At 37.9% G+C, this 17,589-nt stretch carries 44 protein-coding genes; all 44 read left to right on the top strand.

The annotated features are described in order from the left end of the window. Positions 1-18: 18 nt before the first annotated feature. The gene (locus ACYFX0_RS19890; protein ID WP_460271652.1) at positions 19-186 is read left to right on the top strand and encodes a hypothetical protein; all 168 of its coding nucleotides are present in this window, start codon (positions 19-21) and stop codon (positions 184-186) included. A gap of 152 nt (positions 187-338) precedes the next feature. Continuing rightward, complete coding sequence (locus ACYFX0_RS19895; protein WP_460271654.1) at positions 339-713, top strand: hypothetical protein; 375 nt, start codon at positions 339-341, stop codon at positions 711-713. A gap of 11 nt (positions 714-724) precedes the next feature. Beyond that, positions 725-883, top strand: coding sequence for a hypothetical protein (locus ACYFX0_RS19900; protein WP_460271656.1), 159 nt, complete (start codon positions 725-727; stop codon positions 881-883). 2 nt (positions 884-885) lie between these two features. Then, positions 886-1,086: a hypothetical protein gene (locus ACYFX0_RS19905; RefSeq protein ID WP_460271658.1), complete on the top strand. Its 201-nt coding sequence runs from the start codon at positions 886-888 to the stop codon at positions 1,084-1,086. A 115-nt stretch (positions 1,087-1,201) separates the two neighbouring features. Continuing rightward, a complete protein-coding gene (locus ACYFX0_RS19910; protein WP_460271660.1) occupies positions 1,202-1,384 on the top strand; it encodes a hypothetical protein in 183 nt (60 codons plus the stop codon). A gap of 138 nt (positions 1,385-1,522) precedes the next feature. After that, on the top strand, positions 1,523-1,984 hold the full coding sequence (locus ACYFX0_RS19915; RefSeq protein ID WP_460271662.1) for a hypothetical protein: 462 nt from the start codon (positions 1,523-1,525) through the stop codon (positions 1,982-1,984). A gap of 159 nt (positions 1,985-2,143) precedes the next feature. Beyond that, positions 2,144-2,428 carry a hypothetical protein gene (locus ACYFX0_RS19920; protein WP_460271664.1) on the top strand — a complete coding sequence of 95 codons (285 nt, stop codon included), beginning with the start codon at positions 2,144-2,146 and terminating at the stop codon, positions 2,426-2,428. 63 nt (positions 2,429-2,491) lie between these two features. Continuing rightward, a complete protein-coding gene (locus tag ACYFX0_RS19925) occupies positions 2,492-2,728 on the top strand; it encodes a hypothetical protein (RefSeq protein ID WP_460271666.1) in 237 nt (78 codons plus the stop codon). 209 nt (positions 2,729-2,937) lie between these two features. After that, positions 2,938-3,360 (top strand): hypothetical protein, encoded by a 423-nt coding sequence (locus tag ACYFX0_RS19930; protein ID WP_460271668.1) that lies wholly within the window; start codon positions 2,938-2,940, stop codon positions 3,358-3,360. Between the two features lie 103 nt (positions 3,361-3,463). Beyond that, on the top strand, positions 3,464-3,745 hold the full coding sequence (locus ACYFX0_RS19935) for a hypothetical protein (RefSeq protein ID WP_460271670.1): 282 nt from the start codon (positions 3,464-3,466) through the stop codon (positions 3,743-3,745). A gap of 42 nt (positions 3,746-3,787) precedes the next feature. Beyond that, on the top strand, positions 3,788-4,066 hold the full coding sequence (locus ACYFX0_RS19940; protein WP_460271671.1) for a hypothetical protein: 279 nt from the start codon (positions 3,788-3,790) through the stop codon (positions 4,064-4,066). Positions 4,067-4,171: 105 nt separating this feature from the next. Then, entirely contained in the window at positions 4,172-4,381 is a 210-nt protein-coding gene (locus ACYFX0_RS19945) for a hypothetical protein (protein WP_460271673.1), read from the top strand. A gap of 55 nt (positions 4,382-4,436) precedes the next feature. After that, positions 4,437-5,099, top strand: coding sequence for an HD domain-containing protein (locus tag ACYFX0_RS19950; RefSeq protein WP_460271675.1), 663 nt, complete (start codon positions 4,437-4,439; stop codon positions 5,097-5,099). 106 nt (positions 5,100-5,205) lie between these two features. Next, positions 5,206-5,649, top strand: a complete 444-nt coding sequence (locus ACYFX0_RS19955; RefSeq protein ID WP_460271677.1) for a hypothetical protein — start codon at positions 5,206-5,208, stop codon at positions 5,647-5,649. A 133-nt stretch (positions 5,650-5,782) separates the two neighbouring features. Continuing rightward, positions 5,783-5,962, top strand: coding sequence for a hypothetical protein (locus tag ACYFX0_RS19960; protein ID WP_460271678.1), 180 nt, complete (start codon positions 5,783-5,785; stop codon positions 5,960-5,962). A gap of 147 nt (positions 5,963-6,109) precedes the next feature. Further along, on the top strand, positions 6,110-6,292 hold the full coding sequence (locus ACYFX0_RS19965; RefSeq protein WP_460271680.1) for a hypothetical protein: 183 nt from the start codon (positions 6,110-6,112) through the stop codon (positions 6,290-6,292). Positions 6,293-6,303: 11 nt separating this feature from the next. Beyond that, positions 6,304-6,450 carry a hypothetical protein gene (locus tag ACYFX0_RS19970; RefSeq protein WP_460271682.1) on the top strand — a complete coding sequence of 49 codons (147 nt, stop codon included), beginning with the start codon at positions 6,304-6,306 and terminating at the stop codon, positions 6,448-6,450. A gap of 13 nt (positions 6,451-6,463) precedes the next feature. Then, positions 6,464-6,808 carry a hypothetical protein gene (locus ACYFX0_RS19975; protein WP_460271684.1) on the top strand — a complete coding sequence of 115 codons (345 nt, stop codon included), beginning with the start codon at positions 6,464-6,466 and terminating at the stop codon, positions 6,806-6,808. A gap of 36 nt (positions 6,809-6,844) precedes the next feature. Then, complete coding sequence (locus tag ACYFX0_RS19980; protein WP_460271686.1) at positions 6,845-7,147, top strand: hypothetical protein; 303 nt, start codon at positions 6,845-6,847, stop codon at positions 7,145-7,147. Between the two features lie 19 nt (positions 7,148-7,166). Further along, entirely contained in the window at positions 7,167-7,499 is a 333-nt protein-coding gene (locus tag ACYFX0_RS19985; protein WP_460271688.1) for a hypothetical protein, read from the top strand. Next, positions 7,496-7,792, top strand: a complete 297-nt coding sequence (locus ACYFX0_RS19990) for a hypothetical protein (RefSeq protein ID WP_460271689.1) — start codon at positions 7,496-7,498, stop codon at positions 7,790-7,792. The genes ACYFX0_RS19985 and ACYFX0_RS19990 overlap by 4 nt, the downstream gene beginning before the upstream one ends. Next, on the top strand, positions 7,782-8,339 hold the full coding sequence (locus ACYFX0_RS19995; RefSeq protein WP_460271690.1) for a hypothetical protein: 558 nt from the start codon (positions 7,782-7,784) through the stop codon (positions 8,337-8,339). The genes ACYFX0_RS19990 and ACYFX0_RS19995 overlap by 11 nt, the downstream gene beginning before the upstream one ends. Before the next feature lie 11 nt (positions 8,340-8,350). Continuing rightward, positions 8,351-8,845 (top strand): hypothetical protein, encoded by a 495-nt coding sequence (locus tag ACYFX0_RS20000; protein WP_460271691.1) that lies wholly within the window; start codon positions 8,351-8,353, stop codon positions 8,843-8,845. 273 nt (positions 8,846-9,118) lie between these two features. After that, positions 9,119-9,313, top strand: coding sequence for a hypothetical protein (locus ACYFX0_RS20005; protein WP_460271692.1), 195 nt, complete (start codon positions 9,119-9,121; stop codon positions 9,311-9,313). A gap of 12 nt (positions 9,314-9,325) precedes the next feature. After that, positions 9,326-9,562, top strand: a complete 237-nt coding sequence (locus tag ACYFX0_RS20010) for a hypothetical protein (protein WP_221660559.1) — start codon at positions 9,326-9,328, stop codon at positions 9,560-9,562. 13 nt (positions 9,563-9,575) lie between these two features. Next, positions 9,576-9,794 (top strand): hypothetical protein, encoded by a 219-nt coding sequence (locus tag ACYFX0_RS20015; protein ID WP_460271695.1) that lies wholly within the window; start codon positions 9,576-9,578, stop codon positions 9,792-9,794. A 24-nt stretch (positions 9,795-9,818) separates the two neighbouring features. Then, on the top strand, positions 9,819-10,355 hold the full coding sequence (locus ACYFX0_RS20020; protein ID WP_460271697.1) for a hypothetical protein: 537 nt from the start codon (positions 9,819-9,821) through the stop codon (positions 10,353-10,355). A gap of 16 nt (positions 10,356-10,371) precedes the next feature. Next, entirely contained in the window at positions 10,372-10,641 is a 270-nt protein-coding gene (locus ACYFX0_RS20025) for a hypothetical protein (RefSeq protein WP_460271699.1), read from the top strand. A gap of 25 nt (positions 10,642-10,666) precedes the next feature. Then, positions 10,667-10,927, top strand: coding sequence for a hypothetical protein (locus ACYFX0_RS20030; protein WP_460271701.1), 261 nt, complete (start codon positions 10,667-10,669; stop codon positions 10,925-10,927). A gap of 22 nt (positions 10,928-10,949) precedes the next feature. Next, entirely contained in the window at positions 10,950-11,195 is a 246-nt protein-coding gene (locus ACYFX0_RS20035; protein WP_221660564.1) for a hypothetical protein, read from the top strand. Further along, positions 11,179-11,553, top strand: a complete 375-nt coding sequence (locus ACYFX0_RS20040; RefSeq protein ID WP_460271703.1) for a hypothetical protein — start codon at positions 11,179-11,181, stop codon at positions 11,551-11,553. The genes ACYFX0_RS20035 and ACYFX0_RS20040 overlap by 17 nt, the downstream gene beginning before the upstream one ends. A 15-nt stretch (positions 11,554-11,568) precedes the next feature. Beyond that, positions 11,569-12,087 carry a hypothetical protein gene (locus ACYFX0_RS20045; protein WP_460271705.1) on the top strand — a complete coding sequence of 173 codons (519 nt, stop codon included), beginning with the start codon at positions 11,569-11,571 and terminating at the stop codon, positions 12,085-12,087. Continuing rightward, positions 12,087-12,659 carry a hypothetical protein gene (locus tag ACYFX0_RS20050; RefSeq protein ID WP_460271707.1) on the top strand — a complete coding sequence of 191 codons (573 nt, stop codon included), beginning with the start codon at positions 12,087-12,089 and terminating at the stop codon, positions 12,657-12,659. The genes ACYFX0_RS20045 and ACYFX0_RS20050 overlap by 1 nt, the downstream gene beginning before the upstream one ends. Positions 12,660-12,763: 104 nt before the next feature. Beyond that, entirely contained in the window at positions 12,764-13,093 is a 330-nt protein-coding gene (locus ACYFX0_RS20055) for a hypothetical protein (RefSeq protein ID WP_460271709.1), read from the top strand. A 175-nt stretch (positions 13,094-13,268) separates the two neighbouring features. Continuing rightward, the gene (locus ACYFX0_RS20060; protein WP_460271711.1) at positions 13,269-13,493 is read left to right on the top strand and encodes a hypothetical protein; all 225 of its coding nucleotides are present in this window, start codon (positions 13,269-13,271) and stop codon (positions 13,491-13,493) included. 31 nt (positions 13,494-13,524) lie between these two features. Beyond that, the gene (locus ACYFX0_RS20065) at positions 13,525-13,797 is read left to right on the top strand and encodes a hypothetical protein (protein WP_460271712.1); all 273 of its coding nucleotides are present in this window, start codon (positions 13,525-13,527) and stop codon (positions 13,795-13,797) included. Between the two features lie 25 nt (positions 13,798-13,822). Further along, positions 13,823-14,176, top strand: coding sequence for a hypothetical protein (locus tag ACYFX0_RS20070; protein ID WP_460271715.1), 354 nt, complete (start codon positions 13,823-13,825; stop codon positions 14,174-14,176). Positions 14,177-14,320: 144 nt separating this feature from the next. After that, a complete protein-coding gene (locus ACYFX0_RS20075) occupies positions 14,321-14,755 on the top strand; it encodes a DUF4240 domain-containing protein (RefSeq protein WP_460271717.1) in 435 nt (144 codons plus the stop codon). Between the two features lie 170 nt (positions 14,756-14,925). After that, entirely contained in the window at positions 14,926-15,192 is a 267-nt protein-coding gene (locus ACYFX0_RS20080) for a hypothetical protein (protein WP_460271719.1), read from the top strand. 133 nt (positions 15,193-15,325) lie between these two features. Beyond that, positions 15,326-15,748: a DUF4240 domain-containing protein gene (locus ACYFX0_RS20085; RefSeq protein ID WP_460271721.1), complete on the top strand. Its 423-nt coding sequence runs from the start codon at positions 15,326-15,328 to the stop codon at positions 15,746-15,748. A gap of 91 nt (positions 15,749-15,839) precedes the next feature. Further along, complete coding sequence (locus ACYFX0_RS20090) at positions 15,840-16,163, top strand: hypothetical protein (RefSeq protein ID WP_460271723.1); 324 nt, start codon at positions 15,840-15,842, stop codon at positions 16,161-16,163. 117 nt (positions 16,164-16,280) lie between these two features. Then, the gene (locus ACYFX0_RS20095; RefSeq protein WP_460271725.1) at positions 16,281-16,688 is read left to right on the top strand and encodes a DUF4240 domain-containing protein; all 408 of its coding nucleotides are present in this window, start codon (positions 16,281-16,283) and stop codon (positions 16,686-16,688) included. A 156-nt stretch (positions 16,689-16,844) separates the two neighbouring features. Continuing rightward, entirely contained in the window at positions 16,845-17,039 is a 195-nt protein-coding gene (locus ACYFX0_RS20100) for a hypothetical protein (RefSeq protein ID WP_460271727.1), read from the top strand. Positions 17,040-17,146: 107 nt separating this feature from the next. Next, the gene (locus ACYFX0_RS20105) at positions 17,147-17,431 is read left to right on the top strand and encodes a hypothetical protein (RefSeq protein WP_460271729.1); all 285 of its coding nucleotides are present in this window, start codon (positions 17,147-17,149) and stop codon (positions 17,429-17,431) included. The last annotated feature ends 158 nt before the right edge of the window (positions 17,432-17,589 follow it).

Consider the following 17,589-nt stretch of genomic DNA (forward strand, 5'->3'; position numbering starts at 1 on the left):
TAAAAAGGGGATTATAAAATGGAGTTCGAATTATTTAAAACAAAGGTTGAATTTAAAACGGATGATAGTGGTACAACTAATTCTGGGGTAGTGGTTCAAATTATAGATGAAGGACAAACGCTTAGGGTAAGAGATGCAGATAATGCTGTTTGGGAAGTCAGTAAATGTCATGTAGATATCATCTAGAAAACAGTTTAATATGCAGTAAGGTGGTGTAACAGCTGCCTTTTTTATTTTGTAAAACTTACAGTTGACTAAAATATAAAAAAGTGGTATATTTAAGTCAAGCAAATAAGGAAAATAAAAACTAGCAAGTATAGATAAAGGAGCGGGTCGTAATGAGTAAAAAAGCAAAAGAAATTCGTGAGGATTTAGTGGCTATTGATGAGGGTGGTAATGTTCGATTTAATCAGTTAAAAGCATTAGCTAAAAGTGAATATGATTACGATTCCGATTCCGTGTTAATTTCAAAGGAAGATATTATTAAATTAGCTGAGGAGTTAAAGCAAGAAAAAGAGGGAGATAAACAAATTGTTATTGAGCTGCATACAGGTGAGGTTCTTGTTAATGACCCGAATTTAGGTCAGAATTTAGATGATGTTGGAGAGATTTGGGAGTGTTTGAATCAAGGTAGTTATGTTTTAGCGGTTGAAGGTAAGTTCGGGTTTGAGTTTATATCTAAAAGCAACGTCAAAGATGTTAGGTTAGTGTAGGAGGTATTTATATGAGGCATGCAGGTGGGTATTCCTATGATGAGGATTATGATTTAGATAAATGTGTGATTTGCGGTGTTAAGATGCCGAATGAATATGAGCCTACTTGTTCTTTAGAGTGCGAGGAAAAGCGTGAAGAGCAGGAAGATAAGAAGCGAAAAGAGGGTTAAGTATGTCTAAGAAATTTGATTTTAATGCAGGAGATATTATCTCTTACGCAGGTGAGACATTTGAGGTTCTTGAGGTAAACTTCACGAATACTGGAGGTACAGTTGCTTACTGGCATAACGGTGTTCGTGGCGATGTTGTAACCGAATACTTTTATTGGTCAGCGTACGGTGAAGATTGTCAATTAGTAAAAAGAGCGGGTTAAGGAGTGGGTTGCAATGGTTAAAGAACTTAATATAAATGAGGATACTATTACAGATGTTGCATAGGATATTGTAGTAATAAAGCAACGTGTAAAAGGTACGGATACTTTCGTTTCTGTGCAGTTATCAAAGAAAGAACTTGCAGAGCTAGCCAATCGTGTGAAGTACCCTATTTTCGATTTGAAGAAGTGTGTGCATTGTGAGGAGGTTGCAAGCCCTGCTACACCTCTTATGAATTACCCAAGTGGTAAAGTGGCACATTTAGATTGTCATATAGAAAACAACGGTGGGGAAATGTAAGCAGTATAGAGAGACTTTACGTAGTCTCTTTTTTATACAAGTAACTATTGACTAAAATATAATAAACTGGTATACTAAAGGTACAAGGTAAGGAAATAAAAACAATTTATATAGATAAAAACGTTGGAGGAATGTAAAATGTGTAAACAAGGTGAAGTAAAAATTATTGCGGTAGATATGGGTGATGATGATTTCACATGTGAGGTAGAAACAGAAAAAGGAGTTTGCGGTAACACGGATGTAGGGGGAGGATTTTCGAACTGTGACGAGGAAGGTAACGAAATGGAGCCGTTAGAGGGACTCTGGAATGGTCATTACCGTTGCTGCGATTGTGGTCAAATCTACCTAAGTGTATCTGCGGAGGAAGAGGAAGAAAGTAACGAAGAGCCTAAAGAAAATTCGGGTCGAGAAAAATCACCTATAGAGGTTATGGCGGAGCAGATGGGAGCTATGACAATCGATGAGCTGCGTACATATTTAAATGGATTAGATAGAATGCATGATAATTTTAGAATTGTTGTAGATATGGAAAACGATATGCGCCCTCTTAAAAAAGAAGAAATATGTTTATCTGATGAAAATCATGTAGCTTTAATTTAATTATAAGTAATGTAACCCCGGTAAATGCCGGGGTATTTTTTAATTCTAACAGGTAAATAGTTTTCTATTGACTAAAATATAATAAACTGGTATACTAAAGGTACAAGGTAAGGAAATAAAAAACAATTTATATAAATAAAAACGTTGGAGGAATGCACATTGTGTAATCAAAAAGTTGTAGAAATAATTATGGAAGATGGGTTCAGATGTAAAGCTAAAACATCTAGAGGGGTTTGTAATAATGACGCAAGGGATTACGGTTTTTATAGTTGTGATGAGTACGGGGAAATTATAGAGCCAACTAAGGGTATTTGGAAAGGTCATTGGGTTTGTGATAAATGCCAACAAATATATCTAGATACGAAGGTGTACAATAGTTATCTTGCAGGTGGCTCAGGTAAAGGCGGAAAGAAACGTTCAGTATTTGGGTTTTTAAAGAAATAAATAGGGTCGAGGATAACCTCATTTGGTAAGAGTTAAATAAAAAACTGAAAATAGGTGGATGACTTGAGAAAAACAACGAAATGGTACTACGCAATGGAAAACAAACGGATTATTGACTTGTTAGTGGAGCATAATCCGGAGGTAGGGAATCGTGTTTTGAAAGTGTGGAAAACAATTGTATATGAAGAAGCTACGCAAAAACAATTCGAAGCTGCTTTGGAGCAGGGAATCAAGATGTTAAAAGAGTTTGGCATTCCGTATGAAGGTAAATACATACATAGTCAGAGATTAGATGACTAATAAAGCGAAAAGTAAATAAGAAAGAATAAAAGAACCCTCCTGTCGAAGAGAGGGTTCTTTTGTAAAGGGTATTTGCGATAAACCATTTGGTAAAAATAGTCTCAAAGACAAGTAAAATGATAACAAACGGTAAATAAGTAGTCAACGAATTTGGTATAAATAGGTTAATAGATATTCTAGATAAAACGGTTAATGGGGTGTTAGCTGTGGTGTTAGATGAGAAATACTTAAGGAAGAAAGTTAGTCAGATAGAGTCTTCTATGCCTAAGGATGAAAATGATAGACTGTATATGCAGGGTGTTGTAGGTGCGTTTAACAGCCTTATAAAGCAGATTAAAGAGGGTCGACTAGAAGTTAAGGATTCTGGGGAATCGCTGCATGTGGTTAAAGATATGGCTGTGATGGGTCGGGATATGGATACTACGCCAAGACAAACGTTAGGGACGGATGTAAGTCTAAATCTTGGGGAATATAATAAGATGGTTAATATCTACATCAACGAGTCAGGAGCCTTATTAATTGAAGGGTTACAGATGAGAGCCTTTCATTATAATTGGGTATTGCATAGTGAGAATGTAACCGAACTAAAAATAATTGCACCTGGTCAGGGTAAGCAGGTTATGTATGGGTAGGATTTAGCTACCCTATTTGTTTTGGACACTATTGACTAAAATATAATAAAGTGGTATATTATAAGTAACGAAAGAACAAAACGTATATCGGGGGAATAAACCAATGTTTAAATCACAAGAGCAAGCTGATAAGGTAGTAGAAATTTTAAAGGAGTCTGGGTATCATAAAGCAAATTGTGAGGATTATACAGACCATCGTACATTTTTTGAGATTGGTAGAAATATAGGGTTAAAATTTACGTTTCTTGATTTTTACGCTGATGGTTTTGAAATAAACGCAACTGGAATGGTAATACGCAATATGGAAGATGCTAAAAAGTACGCTGAGGAATTAAACTTTTTATCTGATGTAATAGATAAATTAAATAAAGTGTTAGCTGAGTAATTGAGGTAACGAAATAATAAAACGTATTGGAGGAATAAAACAATGTTTAAATCTCAGGAGCAATTAAATAATGTATTAGAAATCTTAAAGGATGCAGGGTTTTCAAGAGCTAAATGTGACGATTATAGAGATTGGACATTTTTCTTTGTTGGTAGGAATGAAGATTTACAATTTGTCACTTTTAATTCTAATGATAAAGGGTTCGAGGTGGGTGCAGTAGGTATGCGAATCCATACTGCTGAAGAGTCTAAAAAGTACGGCGAGGAGCTTCTATTCTTGGCGGGTGTGATGGAGAAATTAAATAAAGTAATGAGTGAGTAAAAAGAGGGGTTTGTACCTCTCTTTTTTTGAGTAACAACTATTGACTAAAATATAATAAAATGGTATATTGTAACTAAGGAAAACAAGTCGAGGGGGAAATTGAAGATGGAGATTAAAGGTATTATGTATTTTAGAACATATGATAACGCTTTTTGTAAACTTGAAAGGTTTGTCGGTAATGCGTTTAATGTTTTTTGGAATAATTACCCTAAATCTTTTGTTGTTTGCGAAAGTTATCAAATAGAGGAGCAAGTCAAAAAAGGATTGTGGATTGAGGTAGATGAAAATAGTTATAATGACCATTTTAATAATTGATAGAGGGTTAATGTACACTAGCTAATTTAGAATAAAAGAAAGTAGGGGAATTGTTATGTTAAACGTAGTAGTTAAAGGTGAAGAGTTACAAATTTCAGCGGGTGAGTTAGAAGAACATAAAAACATTGCTTGGGATTTAGCTGCAGATGTTATGTCTTTAATTGAAGATATAAATGTGCGTGTGTTTGTAGAGCATATGTGGGAAAATGCTCCTGAGTATTTCTTTGTTGTCCCTGCTTCGGTGTCAGGTAAATTCCATGCAGATTGGTCAACAACTAAAGGTGGGTTAGTCCGTCATGTGGTTATGGGTGCAAAGGTGGCTTACGACTTAGCTAGAACTTTCGGGTTAACGGATTTAGAGCGTGACTTAGCAGTTGCGGCAATGTTCGGGCATGATATTTTGAAATATGGAATTGATTTAGATATGCGTTACATAGGTATGCATCCGTTCTTACCTAGAGATTACTTTGGGAGCAGTAAATCTAAGGGGTATGCTTTTGCTTTTGCTGAAACGGAAGAGTTTGATATTATTATGACGGCTATTGAGAGACATATGGGTAACATTGCTACGGGAGAGTGGACTTCGGTTAAAGGTATTAAACCAGAAACACCTTTGCAACAAGTTGTACATTTAGCGGACTACGTTGCGAGCCGTAAGGATTTGGTACTTACTGATTATGTAAGTGGTTTTCGCTATCCGGTAGCTTCGGAGAAATAAATCAGGTAAGACAGTTTATAAGGTGTCTGATAAGAATGGCTCATGATAAAAGGAATATTTGAGGTACACTAAAGGTAACAAAACAAAGGTGTGGGGTGGCTAAGAAATGGCAACGGTTAAAGAAAAGGAAACTGTAGAAGTATCGGGGCAACAAGAAGAGCAAGTGGTACGTATGGAACACGAAAGAATTACGTCTATTACAAAAGAGTTCAAATGGGGACTTCCTTACGGTGTAGCGGGTTATACGCATCGTGAGTCTATGCAGTTTAACGAGGATGTGCCACGTAAGGCGGTTACAATGGAATCTATTCTGTTAGGCTTAAAGGTTAAGCATGCGGTATTAGAAGATGCTCGTTTAGATGGTCATTTAACGGAAGAAGAACATACTAACTATTTAAAAGGTAGTGTGGAGCAGTTAAAACGTGCTATGACTTTATTAAAAGAGCTTGATGGGATTTATCTTGATTTCGCTGAGGCGAAGGAGTCGGGTAAAGAAATTCATAGGGACTTAGTGAAGTATGGAGTTATTAAGAAAAAACCTAAAAATTAAGTAAGAAAGCGGGGCAAGGACATGCTCTGCTTTCTTTTTATTATAAAAGAGTTTTGATAAGCAAAGTGGAGTAATCACTTAGTAGGTCATTTACACTAAAGGTAACAAGACCAGAACTAGGAGGTTGCTACACATGGCAGATGTTGCATTTAGTTGGGTTCGTGAAAACAGGGAAAAGTTAGATAAGGAAGATGTGGAAAAACTGAGTAGGGTTCATTACTTTGATATGATAGATAAAGGGTCTACCTTAGAGGTTATGGATTTTATGAGTCTGGGAGAGTCGGTCGTAAGTATCTATAGGAAATATAATTAGAAGATGGTAATAGATTATATGTTTAGGGTTCGAAGGGGGTTGTTATAACTGGCAACCTCCTTTTTTGTGATAACAAATGGCATATAAACAGCAGGTAAATCAGGTAGACTGATAGTAAGAAATGGCAAGCAGGGGTGGTGTAAAAACATGGCGATGTTGGGCGATGTAAAAGTGGGGGCAACGTTCCAAAAAGGTAGGTACAAGCGAACCATAAGAGCGATTCACGGAGTTATGGTTTTTTATAAAACACCTTCTAGTCCAAACAAAGTTGTAGGAGAAAGTATGCCAAAATTCAACAAGTGGTTACTAGGGGCGGTTAAGGTTGGTTAGGAGGTAGTGGATTGGAGAAACACATTCAAACTCAGAATGAGATAGAAGATGTACCAGTATATGAAGATGCTGCGAGTGTTGGTTGGGATGATAAATTAGCAAAAGAGCTAGAGGATTCTATAAAAGGGTTCGAGTCACTGGGGTTAAAACAAACATAAGGGAGAGATTGAAATGATTAAAAGAGATGTGCTATTCAGCGATAAATTTAAATATGAACATTTAGCGGTAAACGTGATGGAGGCGCAGGGCGATGATGTATGTGCGTTTAGTGCCACGTTTTCAAATGCTAACGTAGATGGTCGTATGAGTCCGGGTCTTATGGAGGTTAATGAGACACTCTGGTTGCAAGACTCTGAAAAACGCCCTGAGGGGTTTGTAGTGGTTCGTACGGCGATTAAAGGTACAACTACTACAACTGTGTTGGCAAGTCGTGAATGGTTCTATACTAAGCTCGACAAAGAGGGTCGAAAAGAGTTTGATGACCGTTTAGATAAAGAGGTTGGTAAGCAGTCCTAATTAGGGGCTGCTTGTCGTGTATGGGAGGGATTTATATTGGGTAAAAAAGAGGTTTTAGCGAGTTATTGCTCGTTTGGAACATTTGGTACGGAAGTGATAGAGGTTTTGTTGGATGATTGTCCGATTCGCAGAGAAGAGACAGCAACGGCTACACCTAAATATGCCTTTCGTGAGGTAGGAGAGGATAATCCAATTATCCATGAGTGTAAGTGTATAGCGTGGAGCGGGTTGGAGGAAGAGCATAAAGTACCGAAATGTCCCCATTACAGTGGTGTGAAGAAGGTTCAGCGTGACAAGCAGAAGCGTTACAAAGTGGAATGCGCTGCAGTACAGGGTTAAAGACTGGGAGGCTATTAAAATGTTAGATATGAAACGTAGTACACATAATTTTGTGTATGTATCAGTTATACACAGCCAAGAAGGAGTAGAGGTGGCTTATGTAGGGACGGATACAAAAGAAGGAATGAAGGTTATCGGTAAGGCTTGGGAGACATCTGGCTCGTTTATTGCAGGGTATAAAGAGACATGGGTCGATGGGGAGTTACGATACATGCACAAAGCAGCACATTTCCAAGAGGGTTGGTTACCGGGAATGGATTCATTAAATGCAGCTGAGAAGGAAGCGTACCGTGAACTTTGCAAAGGTTTGGATTGGCGTGTTGAAAATAAGGTAGGAGGTGCTGCGGCATGACGATTGTTGGGTTAGTGTATTATGAGGAACGAATCAGTAATGAGTATGCGGGTACAGATAAGGCTGCAGTAATTCAAGCCTTACAACAGGCATACCGTGAGAGTTCGTCGTTTGTAGATAGCTATATTGAGTTATGGAAAGATGGTAAAAAACTAAGAACCTATAGGGTTTCGGGTCTAGATTATGAGGAAACACCTGATATGGAGCTTATGCCGGGGTTCGAAAATGTTGAGTTTGATGTAGATGAAGAAGTGGAGTCATTTTTACAGGAGGTAAAAGAAGATGCTGAATGAAAATAAGATTGATTTTTTAGTGTATACAGTACAAGAAACACATAAGGTACAGGTATATAGAGGGACTGAGGGTGCTGAGGTAATTCGTGCAGTAAGAAAGTCTAGCAAAGAAGATGGGTTTGTTTACGGGTTCGTTGAGGCAAGTAAAGATGGGGAACTTGTTAGAAAATACAAATATATTATGCCGAGCGGCGGGGTTGAGCCGCATGTTACCGTAGAGTACAACGTCGATAGGTTAGATAACCCTAAAGAGGTTGATTTCGGCGGGTATCAATTCGCAAGTAAGGTTACGTTAGTGGGAATAGCCTACCATCAAAACTATACGGAAACAGTATACGTTGGGGATAATGAAGATGAAATTATTACTAGGTTACGTGAGTTATATAAACACGCACCAGAGTTTAATATAGGTCGAATTGAGATGTGGAACAGTGGGAAACTGAAGTGCAGTTATGAGGTTAAATTCCATGACGAGGAACTGGGGGATATTTCAGATGACCCAGTTCTTGTGTTAGATACTGATACGTTTCCAAGAACGTATAGATAGGAGAGGTTAATGTGGAGCAAAAAGAGGAAATTCGATTACAGGCGATTGAAGAAACAAAGAAAATCATTGCAGAGCTTGAGGGCTACGAAACTTCTAATAAGCAAGTATCGTTAGTGTTGCTGCAGGAGACGGTAGAGTTGCGAAAACAACTAGAGTATCTGGAAAACCCAGAGCTTAAAAAGAAAGACAGAATCTTTAAAGTGTGCGAAATGAATCCTTATGGGGAATGTGAAGATGAAAAATTCTTCAAACGTTTAGATAAGGCAGAAAAGGCATTCGATAAAAAGATGGCTGAATTGCAGGGCGAGTTGCAGTTGGTCGCTACTGATGACGATGACTTCCCAGTTGGGGATGCTCCTGTATATGTCAGTGTAGGCGGGGAAACCATGCACGAACCGGCATTAAAAGAGGGTGTGCTTAACTATTGGTATCAAACAGGTGGGGAGTGTGTTGAGTGGGAAAGGAACTTCACAACTGTTGTAATTGTTGAGATAGAAGTGGAGTAATCTGGCAGTGATAAGGACGAGCCATTCTGGTTGTGGAAGACTTGATATAATTGAATTAACGGGAAAGAACTAGGGACACATCTTAGTTCTTCGGATAAGCAGGTGTTGGTGACAATCCCTGCTTTTTCTGTATTTAAAACAGGTTAAGGGGTGTGTTGTGTTGCTAGGGTATTGCTGTAATTGCAAATATAAAGTAGGGACATTTGCCGATACAGAAGGAGTACATCGTTGCTCTGACTGTGGGTCGGATGTTGATGTAGAGGATGAGTAAATATGAATCTACGAGGATTTTGGGTAAATAGAACAGAGAGGATTGCTGTCTTTCGAGTTACAGAAGACGGTGAAATCTATTATAGACGGGTCGATAAGTTAGGAAAACCTATCGACAGGAAGATGAATAGGGTACTAGCAGGAGATAAGTTACCGTCTTTCGTTAAAGAGGGGTCGGGGCATACCTACAAGGAGTAAGGAGGAAGTAAATTGATAGATACAGAAAACAATCTACAAAAGGTTAAAGATACGTTCATCAATAACGGGGAGTATGAATTTCCGAATAAGGAAGATGAAGAACGTTTTGCAAAGAAATTATTGTTTAGGATTGAAGAGGAATATCGCTCCGAGAATTATTACAGGGAGTACGATACCTTAGCTGATTTTATGTTCAGTGATTGTGCGGATAAATTAGCATACTGGTTATATGAAGATGGGAACTACTAAGGGGTTGAGAAGTATGTTGAAGCCTAAAAACAAAATCGTAGATTACGATGGGAATGGTCTTAGATTCGAACAAAATGGGGAAAACAGACCTCATGTGCAAGATGTAGGGGACGGAGAATTCCACCTGTACGGGTTAAAGAATGGGACGGTACGTATCAATAAGGAAGATGTAGATGATTTAATTTTGCTGCTACAAGAAGTAAAAGCGCATGAGTACACAATAGATTACTAAATAAACACTAAAGGGTGAGCGGAAGTGGCAAAGACAGAGCTTACATCCGAGATGGAACGTCAAATATACACGGCTACGAAAAAGAAGGGTGTGTTTGCATGTTTCGAGGTTACTATCGGGTGGTTCGGTAAGGAAAGAGTCGATTATATTACGTACGATACAAAGGGGATTTGGCGCTGCTATGAGGTTAAAGTGTCGCTAGCGGACTTTAGGAGTAAAGCAAATAAAACGTTCTGTGGTCATTTTAACTACTATGTAATGCCTGAGGAACTGTACGAGAAAGTAAAGGACGAGATACCTAAACATGTTGGTGTATATCTGGGCGGGACACTAGTGAAGCGGGCAAGGAAGCAGGAGCTTACAGTGGATGAGCAGGTGTTAAAAGATTCACTCATTCGGTCGTTGTACCGTGAGGCGGATAAAACGATTAGAAGTAAAAACCCTGCGGTTGTAGATTCGTTGCAAAGGCAATTAAGAAATGAACGTAAGCAAAAAGAAGAGTACCGAAGAAAATACCAAGAGGAACGTAGGAGACGAGTGCCACGGAGCGCTGCTAGGTAATAAGGAGGGTTAATGTATGGAAGAAGTGACAAAGGTACATATACGTGGAAAGACGTACAGTGTAGGCGATATCGTAGCACTTATAGGTTACAACGAGTATAAAGGGTATACGGCTGTTATGAGGATAGATAAATTTACTTCGAAGGGTAGTCATATTGGTGAGTATCTGGATGGGGAAAAGATTTATACAGCAAATGCATCTTATATCCGCTCGTTGGCAACGGCTAAAGAAATTGAAGATGAAATGAAACGACGTAAAAGTGAAAATTTAAGAGGGTCTTTATAGGCTGTAAAAGGGAGGAACGAGAGTAATGGTATTTGAAATAAACAGTAACAGTCATAAGAAATACGAAGATTCGGACGGGGATGTAATGACGCTAGATGCGTTTATTGGTGGATGTGAGTGTAGAGGATTCACGGATAGTGACGGTGTTATTTCTGCGATTCTATTAAATAATTATGTCGTATTTGATGGTGAGTGTAGTCCGTCGGATGTAATGGAAAATAAGAGTTATCTAGAAAACAAGCAGGGTAGCTTAGGGGTTTTACATGTTGTGTGGCATAACAAATAAAGACGGGAAGGGTGTAAAGAATATGAGAGAACTTAGTTGGGAAAACGCTGTAGAGTGGGGAGAAATTTACTGCCCGATGTTAAAGAAAACGGTCATGACGTACTATGCAAAAGGAGTACCGCCTTACGATACGTATACAAATCCCTTTGTGGATGAAGATGGTAATGCTTTTTGCTACAAATTCGACCAAGATGAAGGGTGTTGGGATGAAAGCTCATATCCATTGTTAGAGCATTGTGAGGGGGTTCGTTATGAGTTGGGAAGCTGAAGCAGGTAAACTCGCAATTACAGGTGTTCCAGATGTAGGGACTTGGGTTGTCTTGGATGGTTGTATTTGTCGGATTATTCGGGTAGAAGATAAAGATGCCGTTGAGGTCGATGAGTTGTTCCACTTACGTGAGCAATTGGTTTCTCTAGATATGTTAGAACGTTACGCAACGGAAGAGGAGATAATGCAGGAGAGACAAAGACGGTTAGAGTCTGTTGTGTTGGGAGCAAAAAGCCAATTGGAGTATCTACAACGTGAGTTAAGTGGGGCTACTGGAGACTATAAAGAAAAACTAGAAAAAGCTATCGAAATTACAAAAGAATCGATACATGCGTATAGGGAAGCGTTACACAACTAAGAAGGGGGAGTAAACATGGTTCGCTATATTAGAGTAAAACGTGGAACAAGGTTATATGATTCCCTTGTTCTTGCGGGAAGAGATATAGATAAGGTAATTGAAAACAAGGATAGAATTGAAAAGGTTATTGGTTGCAGTATGGAAGATAATTTAGCGGGGAGTACAGACTTACAGCTATTAAAAGTACCGGAAGAGTTAAAAAATCAATTCAAGAAAAATCCTAATGGCTATGGATACTATGAGGTTAAAGTTCGTTCACAGGTTAAAAAAGACTGGGATGAATTTGTAAAGGAAACAGGAGTTCAGTTTATGGACTTAAAGACGGTTATTCGAATGTATGGTTTATTACCACAATTTAGGCAGCCACGATTCCATCATTTCCACGCAATGGACGATGATTTTTACTTCACGGCGTATGAAAAAGATGACAAAAATGAGTTATTACATAAAGACATGGAGTTCATTTCAGAATTGGATTACATGAAGATTCGAACGGATTATCTAAATCGAAATCCAGAAGAAGGTGTTGCGTAATGTGTGAGGTCGCTACGGCTACGTATACGGGGCGTAAAGTAATAGAACGTATGAAAACCTATTGGGTTGTGTTAGAGGGTAAGAAACGTAAGAATATCGAGGCGTATACAATAAAAGAGGAAGGTTTATATGTACGATTCGGTGATAACAATGATGAGGTTATGCTAAGTGAGAAGACGTTTAACTTTTTCTTTGAGAACACGTTCGTAGATTATGAACCGCAGAAAAAGGCTTACCATGTTTGGGATAAAACAGGTGAGGGTGATGAGGCAGGGCATGAAGTTGTGTTTGCAGAAACAAGTAGGAAAGCAATTAAGATGAGTCAGGCATTCGGTATGAGTGGGTATGTGGAGGATATGTGCGCCAAGAGACAACCCCATTTTGATAAATACTCAGATACGCAAAAAATACCGTTTGCAGAGATGATGAAACATGGTTGGTTATATGAATGTTTGTGGTGCAGCTCCTTTACAGATAATGATTCCGGTGAGGTAGTAAATGAGAGTGTTATTTGTGACGATTGTATTTATGACGCAGAAAAAGAGGCACGAAATGAAAGTAAAGTAGATTAGTACATAGGGAGGTGTTGAGTCTTTGATAAGATTTAGCACCTTTTTCCATGATGTATTTAGTAATATAAATATAGGAATTTTATTTCTTGTATGGGGGTGTTGATTTGAAGCTAGACGTAACGCTAAAAGCAGAGGTACATATCGATAAGCAGGTTATGGACGAGTTAGACCTCACGCCAGAAACCATTCAAACAATGGAAGACTATCAAAGTATTGAAGATGAGGCGTACAAGGTCGTGACAAGTGTCGTAAAGGTTAAAGAGTCAGGAGCTGCTCCGGATGTACCTAAAGGGTTGGTGGCGTTTATGTATGGGGTTATGAAAGAGGTAAGACGTAGTGATTTTACAGAGTTCTTAGAAAACTGGGAATTAACTATGACCGATTTTGCTAAGATAGAGGATTGGTTTCAGCGTAAGGTAGAGATTGAGTTATGACAAAATTAGAATATAAAGAGTGTAAGTGGTGTGGCGGTACTGGAAGTGAGTATATGCATATCCCTTGCCCGGATTGTCAGGGGCAGGGTCAGTGGTTTGTCGATGAGACTGGTAAGGGTTATAGCTTTGACGAGGGTATCGAGTTAATAGAGACGCAAAAGAAGGAGGGGATATCGTGAAGTTCGTTGCAATTATGAGAAAAGATGAGGAAGATGTGTTTTATAACGTAAAGAAGGGTGAAGATACCGATACGTTAAACGAGGAGTGTTTTTTACCTTCTGATAGTTTAGCAAATCAAATTATTGAGGATGAGTTATGTATCGACTACAAGCCCGTAACGGTTACGCTAGAGGTGCTTGAGCGCAGCGGGTCGTTTACGTATGTGGTAGCTGAAATGTAAGTAAATAAAACAGTAAAGGTGGAGAAGAGTAATGGCTAAAGTAGTTATTTCTGTAGAGGAAACAATCAAATATAGAAGTGATATTACAGTAGAGGTTCCGGATGGTTTAAGTGAGAAAGAGCTGAACAGTATTCTAGATAAAGTAGAAGATAAACATAAATATGATGGCGGCGCTAAAGATATCGCGCATACGTTAAAACAAAATCATGGATTTAATGTGGTTGAGGTATCTGGTGGATTCCCAGACTCGCCTTCTAGTTCTGAGTCTGAAATTGAGAATTTCTCGTTTGTTAAAGATGAGTAAAAAGTAGGCAGTAAGGAGCTTTTATATGTTTAAAAAAGTCATAGGGGTTATATTGGTTGCTATTGTGCTAACGGGTTGCGGTGGGGGTTCTGATGTTCAAAACACTAAAACTTCAAAGCAAGCAGCCGAGGAAATCGGGAAACAAAACAATAAAGGTAAAGAACTTCAGAGGTTGGGAGACTTCGAGGTGTTAAAGGACTACGGAGCTACCCAAGATTTAAGGCATGATACCGATACTATAGAAGAAATGAAACTACTGCGTGATGTAGATACACAATGTAAATACATCTATATTTATGCCCGAAAAATGGATGGCGGTGGGGTATCGTTAGAGCCTAAATATAAAAAGGGTCAAGTGGATTGCGGGCAATTTGACTAACGGTTAGAGGGTCGTAAGGCTCTCTTTTTTAATTCGATACTATTGACTGAAATATAATAAAGTGGTATAGTATAAGTAAGCTAACAAGGAAAACAACAAATAAAAACTTAAAATATAAATAATAGCTAAGGAGCTGTTTTTAAAATGAATATACAATTAACTAAAGAAGTAACTACAAAATATAAAACGTTATGGGAAGTTATCGAAGAATCAAAAGCAGGTAAAGAGTATTTAGATAGTGAAACACAATATGAAAACTTGAAAAATATCTTAGCAACAATGGAAGAAGAAAATATAAAACAGGTTTATAAAGATTGGAAGGAAATCACAAGCCCGTGGCATGACGATGTTGTGTTTAATTTGTTACATGGGGGTAACGGCGGTTTTGTATGGGCGGGTGATGATGGGTTTTATATGGATTTCGCTCACTGGTTAATGGTTCAAGGGGAAGAGTTATACAATGATTTTAAAACAAGAGGTGTTAAGGCGGTCGCTGAATATGTTAATAAACATAAAGTAAGTGAAGATGATTATGTGTTTGAGTGTATGATATATGCGTTTCATCCTTATATTGATTAATAAAAGGCAAGGTGATACCTCACTTATTGGAATTAAGTGGGGTATATTTATGTTTAAAAACGTCGGGGATTGTTTTTTGTTATAAGTAGTTTAAACACATCACAAACTGTTGACTAAAATATAATAAAATGGTATAGTATAAGTAAGGAAAAATACTGGAGGTATGGATTATGAAAATGTTTTTCATCTTACATAAAGATACGGGTTATAAATACTTGGATTTAGAAACAATGGAGTTGGTGGATATTGACGGGTTCTCGGAGCGATGCCTACTACCTACAGAGTGGTTAGCTGAACAGGTAATTGAAACACGGTTGGATGCCAACTATTTTGTACATCCTGTAGTTATCGAGGAGTCTTTTGCTGATGGAGGTATGGCGTTTGATTTTACTGCTCCTGATGCGTGGAAGGATTTTACCGAGTTTGAAGTGAAATAATAAACTACTGGATAAAATCAGGTTGTTATGTCTTAAGAACCTGATTTACAATAAATATATTGACTAAAATATAATAATATGGTATATTATAAGTAAGTTAGGAAGACAAGTAATAACTAAGGAGATGTTTTAAATGGGTATCGAAATGTCTAAAGGGTATAAAACGTTATGGGAAGTTATAAAAGAAACCAAGGATGGTAAAGAGTATTTAAATAGCCAAAAACAATATGAAAATTTAGAAAAAGTCTTAGCAAGTTTAGATATAGAGAATGTGAAAATTATAAACACTGAATGGAGAAAAATCACGGACGCTTGGTATGATGATGTAGAATTTAACAAGTTACATATAAGTGAAGGTGGGTTTGTTAATGCCGGGGATGACGGGTTCTACATGGATTTTAGAAATTGGCTTCTTGTACAAGGCGAAGAATTGTATAACGAAATGAAAGAAAGAGGTCACATGGCTGTCGTTGATTACGTAAACAAACATCAAATTGGGGAGTCTGAGTACCGATTTGAGTGCATGATTTACGCTTTACATCCTTACTTGGATTGATGTAAGGGGTAGCCCGGTATTAGGTTAACTATGCTAATACCTGGGTGCTTTTAATGAGTATAGAAATAACAAAAAGAAAGGGTGTTGTGTTGTGGGATTTATAAGCGGATTAAATAAAATGGAAAAGGTCATTAATAAAACTACGTATATACTTACGAAAATTGAAACGGTTGATTTATCTGAGGAGTTTGAACATGAACCGGGAGTTATTGAGGTAACACATAGGCTAGATGGATTCACTGTACCGGTATATATCATTGTAAACCACAGGCTGCAGGAGATGTCAGCAGTAACAAAGGAATCGGGAGAGTATGTACAAGTGCAAGATAAAGGGTTAATGAAAAGTGCTAGATTAGTTGTGGAAGAGTTGTATGGTGACTGGAGACGTATGCAGCAGGAAAATAACTTAGTATAACAGACTTCTGAAAAGAGGTCTTTTTTACGTGCAATTGTTGACTAAAATATAATAACATGGTATAGTATAAGTAAGTTAACAAACAACAAACAAATAAACCGATAGGGGCTGTATAAAATGGAAAAAACAATGTGGGAAGTTATTGAAGAATCTAAAGCAGGAAAAGAATTTATGACAAGTAGAACGCAATATAAAAACTTAGAAAAGATTTTATCAAAACTACCTAAAGAGAATATAAAGAAAATCGAGGAAGAGTGGCAAGGTATCGTAAGCAAGTGGGGTAAGGATGCTGAATTTGATAAGTTACATAAAGGTAATGGTGGCTTTGTTAATACCGGAGATGTTGGTTTCTATATGGATTTTGCAAACTGGTTAGTGGCGCAAGGAGAAACGTTGTACAAGGATTTCAATGAAAGAGGTCATATAGCGGTTATTGAGTATAAAAGAAAACATAAGGTAGCTCCTAAAGATTATAGATATGAGTGTATGGGTTATGTGTTCCAACAGTTTTGGGAAGATAAGTAAAAGGTTAAAGGCTTCTATAGTGAAGCCTTTTTTATTTGATAACAACTAACGCCTTTTAAATAAGGGAAGCTGATACAATACAGGTAACGGTAAGGCAGAGCCTATTTACATTATCGAACAAGGTTCTGCACAATAAAACAAAGGGGTTGTTCGTTTATGTTGTGGGGTATTGCTCTAGCGTTGGTTAATGTGTTAGTAGGTCTGTATTTTGAAAAACCGGAGAAATGGAAGCCTATAACGAGAGTGTTGGCTACACTATTTTGGTTGCCGTTATTCATTGTTGCAATTACTTTGATTGTGGCAAGAAAAGGAAAGAAAAAGGTGCGAAATGATAAGACTGTAACGGTTTGATATAAGTAAAAATTTTATAATAAATGTATGGAGCAGGTGATGTATAATCTCCTGCTTTTTTGTAATAAAGAATACCTAACAATAAAAGTACAAAGGAGATAATGAAGATGAGTGAATTAAGTAATGCTGCAGTATTGGTAAAGCGTGATTTGGATGGGGGTAACGGTCAGGCATCTATGGCAAACGCAAAGATGGCAGAGCAGGTGTATTATGAACTGAAAGAGTTTTACCCAACGCTTCACATGGTTACGGCGGGAATCAATCAACACTTCTGTACGGGAATAGAGCCGTTAGAGAAATTGGAGGAAGAGCTTAAGGAACGACGAAATCGTTTACGTGATGAGCTAGATGGGATTAACGTGGCATTAGAACAAATTGAAATTAGCAAATAAAGCGGCTAGGTAGCTATATGTAAAGGGTTGGTTATGGTGAATCTAAGCAGAGGGTTTGCAGGTAGGGTTACAAGAAGGGGTAAGGATTTATATACCCCTTCACAAAAGGATAAGGTACTAAGTAATGTGACAAGGCGTGGAGAGTCGTCGTGTTTAGG

The sequence above is a fragment of the Bacillus sp. NEAU-Y102 genome (genome assembly GCF_054788175.1).

Coding starts and splice junctions, on each gene's coding strand:
- ACYFX0_RS19890 (WP_460271652.1), top strand. CDS start 19: ATGGAGTTCGAATTATTTAAAACAAAGGTTGAATTTAAAACGGATGAT.
- ACYFX0_RS19895 (WP_460271654.1), top strand. CDS start 339: ATGAGTAAAAAAGCAAAAGAAATTCGTGAGGATTTAGTGGCTATTGAT.
- ACYFX0_RS19900 (WP_460271656.1), top strand. CDS start 725: ATGAGGCATGCAGGTGGGTATTCCTATGATGAGGATTATGATTTAGAT.
- ACYFX0_RS19905 (WP_460271658.1), top strand. CDS start 886: ATGTCTAAGAAATTTGATTTTAATGCAGGAGATATTATCTCTTACGCA.
- ACYFX0_RS19915 (WP_460271662.1), top strand. CDS start 1,523: ATGTGTAAACAAGGTGAAGTAAAAATTATTGCGGTAGATATGGGTGAT.
- ACYFX0_RS19935 (WP_460271670.1), top strand. CDS start 3,464: ATGTTTAAATCACAAGAGCAAGCTGATAAGGTAGTAGAAATTTTAAAG.
- ACYFX0_RS19940 (WP_460271671.1), top strand. CDS start 3,788: ATGTTTAAATCTCAGGAGCAATTAAATAATGTATTAGAAATCTTAAAG.
- ACYFX0_RS19945 (WP_460271673.1), top strand. CDS start 4,172: ATGGAGATTAAAGGTATTATGTATTTTAGAACATATGATAACGCTTTT.
- ACYFX0_RS19950 (WP_460271675.1), top strand. CDS start 4,437: ATGTTAAACGTAGTAGTTAAAGGTGAAGAGTTACAAATTTCAGCGGGT.
- ACYFX0_RS19955 (WP_460271677.1), top strand. CDS start 5,206: ATGGCAACGGTTAAAGAAAAGGAAACTGTAGAAGTATCGGGGCAACAA.
- ACYFX0_RS19960 (WP_460271678.1), top strand. CDS start 5,783: ATGGCAGATGTTGCATTTAGTTGGGTTCGTGAAAACAGGGAAAAGTTA.
- ACYFX0_RS19965 (WP_460271680.1), top strand. CDS start 6,110: ATGGCGATGTTGGGCGATGTAAAAGTGGGGGCAACGTTCCAAAAAGGT.
- ACYFX0_RS19975 (WP_460271684.1), top strand. CDS start 6,464: ATGATTAAAAGAGATGTGCTATTCAGCGATAAATTTAAATATGAACAT.
- ACYFX0_RS19985 (WP_460271688.1), top strand. CDS start 7,167: ATGTTAGATATGAAACGTAGTACACATAATTTTGTGTATGTATCAGTT.
- ACYFX0_RS19990 (WP_460271689.1), top strand. CDS start 7,496: ATGACGATTGTTGGGTTAGTGTATTATGAGGAACGAATCAGTAATGAG.
- ACYFX0_RS19995 (WP_460271690.1), top strand. CDS start 7,782: ATGCTGAATGAAAATAAGATTGATTTTTTAGTGTATACAGTACAAGAA.
- ACYFX0_RS20005 (WP_460271692.1), top strand. CDS start 9,119: ATGAATCTACGAGGATTTTGGGTAAATAGAACAGAGAGGATTGCTGTC.
- ACYFX0_RS20015 (WP_460271695.1), top strand. CDS start 9,576: ATGTTGAAGCCTAAAAACAAAATCGTAGATTACGATGGGAATGGTCTT.
- ACYFX0_RS20025 (WP_460271699.1), top strand. CDS start 10,372: ATGGAAGAAGTGACAAAGGTACATATACGTGGAAAGACGTACAGTGTA.
- ACYFX0_RS20030 (WP_460271701.1), top strand. CDS start 10,667: ATGGTATTTGAAATAAACAGTAACAGTCATAAGAAATACGAAGATTCG.
- ACYFX0_RS20035 (WP_221660564.1), top strand. CDS start 10,950: ATGAGAGAACTTAGTTGGGAAAACGCTGTAGAGTGGGGAGAAATTTAC.
- ACYFX0_RS20040 (WP_460271703.1), top strand. CDS start 11,179: ATGAGTTGGGAAGCTGAAGCAGGTAAACTCGCAATTACAGGTGTTCCA.
- ACYFX0_RS20045 (WP_460271705.1), top strand. CDS start 11,569: ATGGTTCGCTATATTAGAGTAAAACGTGGAACAAGGTTATATGATTCC.
- ACYFX0_RS20050 (WP_460271707.1), top strand. CDS start 12,087: ATGTGTGAGGTCGCTACGGCTACGTATACGGGGCGTAAAGTAATAGAA.
- ACYFX0_RS20065 (WP_460271712.1), top strand. CDS start 13,525: ATGGCTAAAGTAGTTATTTCTGTAGAGGAAACAATCAAATATAGAAGT.
- ACYFX0_RS20070 (WP_460271715.1), top strand. CDS start 13,823: ATGTTTAAAAAAGTCATAGGGGTTATATTGGTTGCTATTGTGCTAACG.
- ACYFX0_RS20075 (WP_460271717.1), top strand. CDS start 14,321: ATGAATATACAATTAACTAAAGAAGTAACTACAAAATATAAAACGTTA.
- ACYFX0_RS20080 (WP_460271719.1), top strand. CDS start 14,926: ATGAAAATGTTTTTCATCTTACATAAAGATACGGGTTATAAATACTTG.
- ACYFX0_RS20085 (WP_460271721.1), top strand. CDS start 15,326: ATGGGTATCGAAATGTCTAAAGGGTATAAAACGTTATGGGAAGTTATA.
- ACYFX0_RS20095 (WP_460271725.1), top strand. CDS start 16,281: ATGGAAAAAACAATGTGGGAAGTTATTGAAGAATCTAAAGCAGGAAAA.
- ACYFX0_RS20100 (WP_460271727.1), top strand. CDS start 16,845: ATGTTGTGGGGTATTGCTCTAGCGTTGGTTAATGTGTTAGTAGGTCTG.
- ACYFX0_RS20105 (WP_460271729.1), top strand. CDS start 17,147: ATGAGTGAATTAAGTAATGCTGCAGTATTGGTAAAGCGTGATTTGGAT.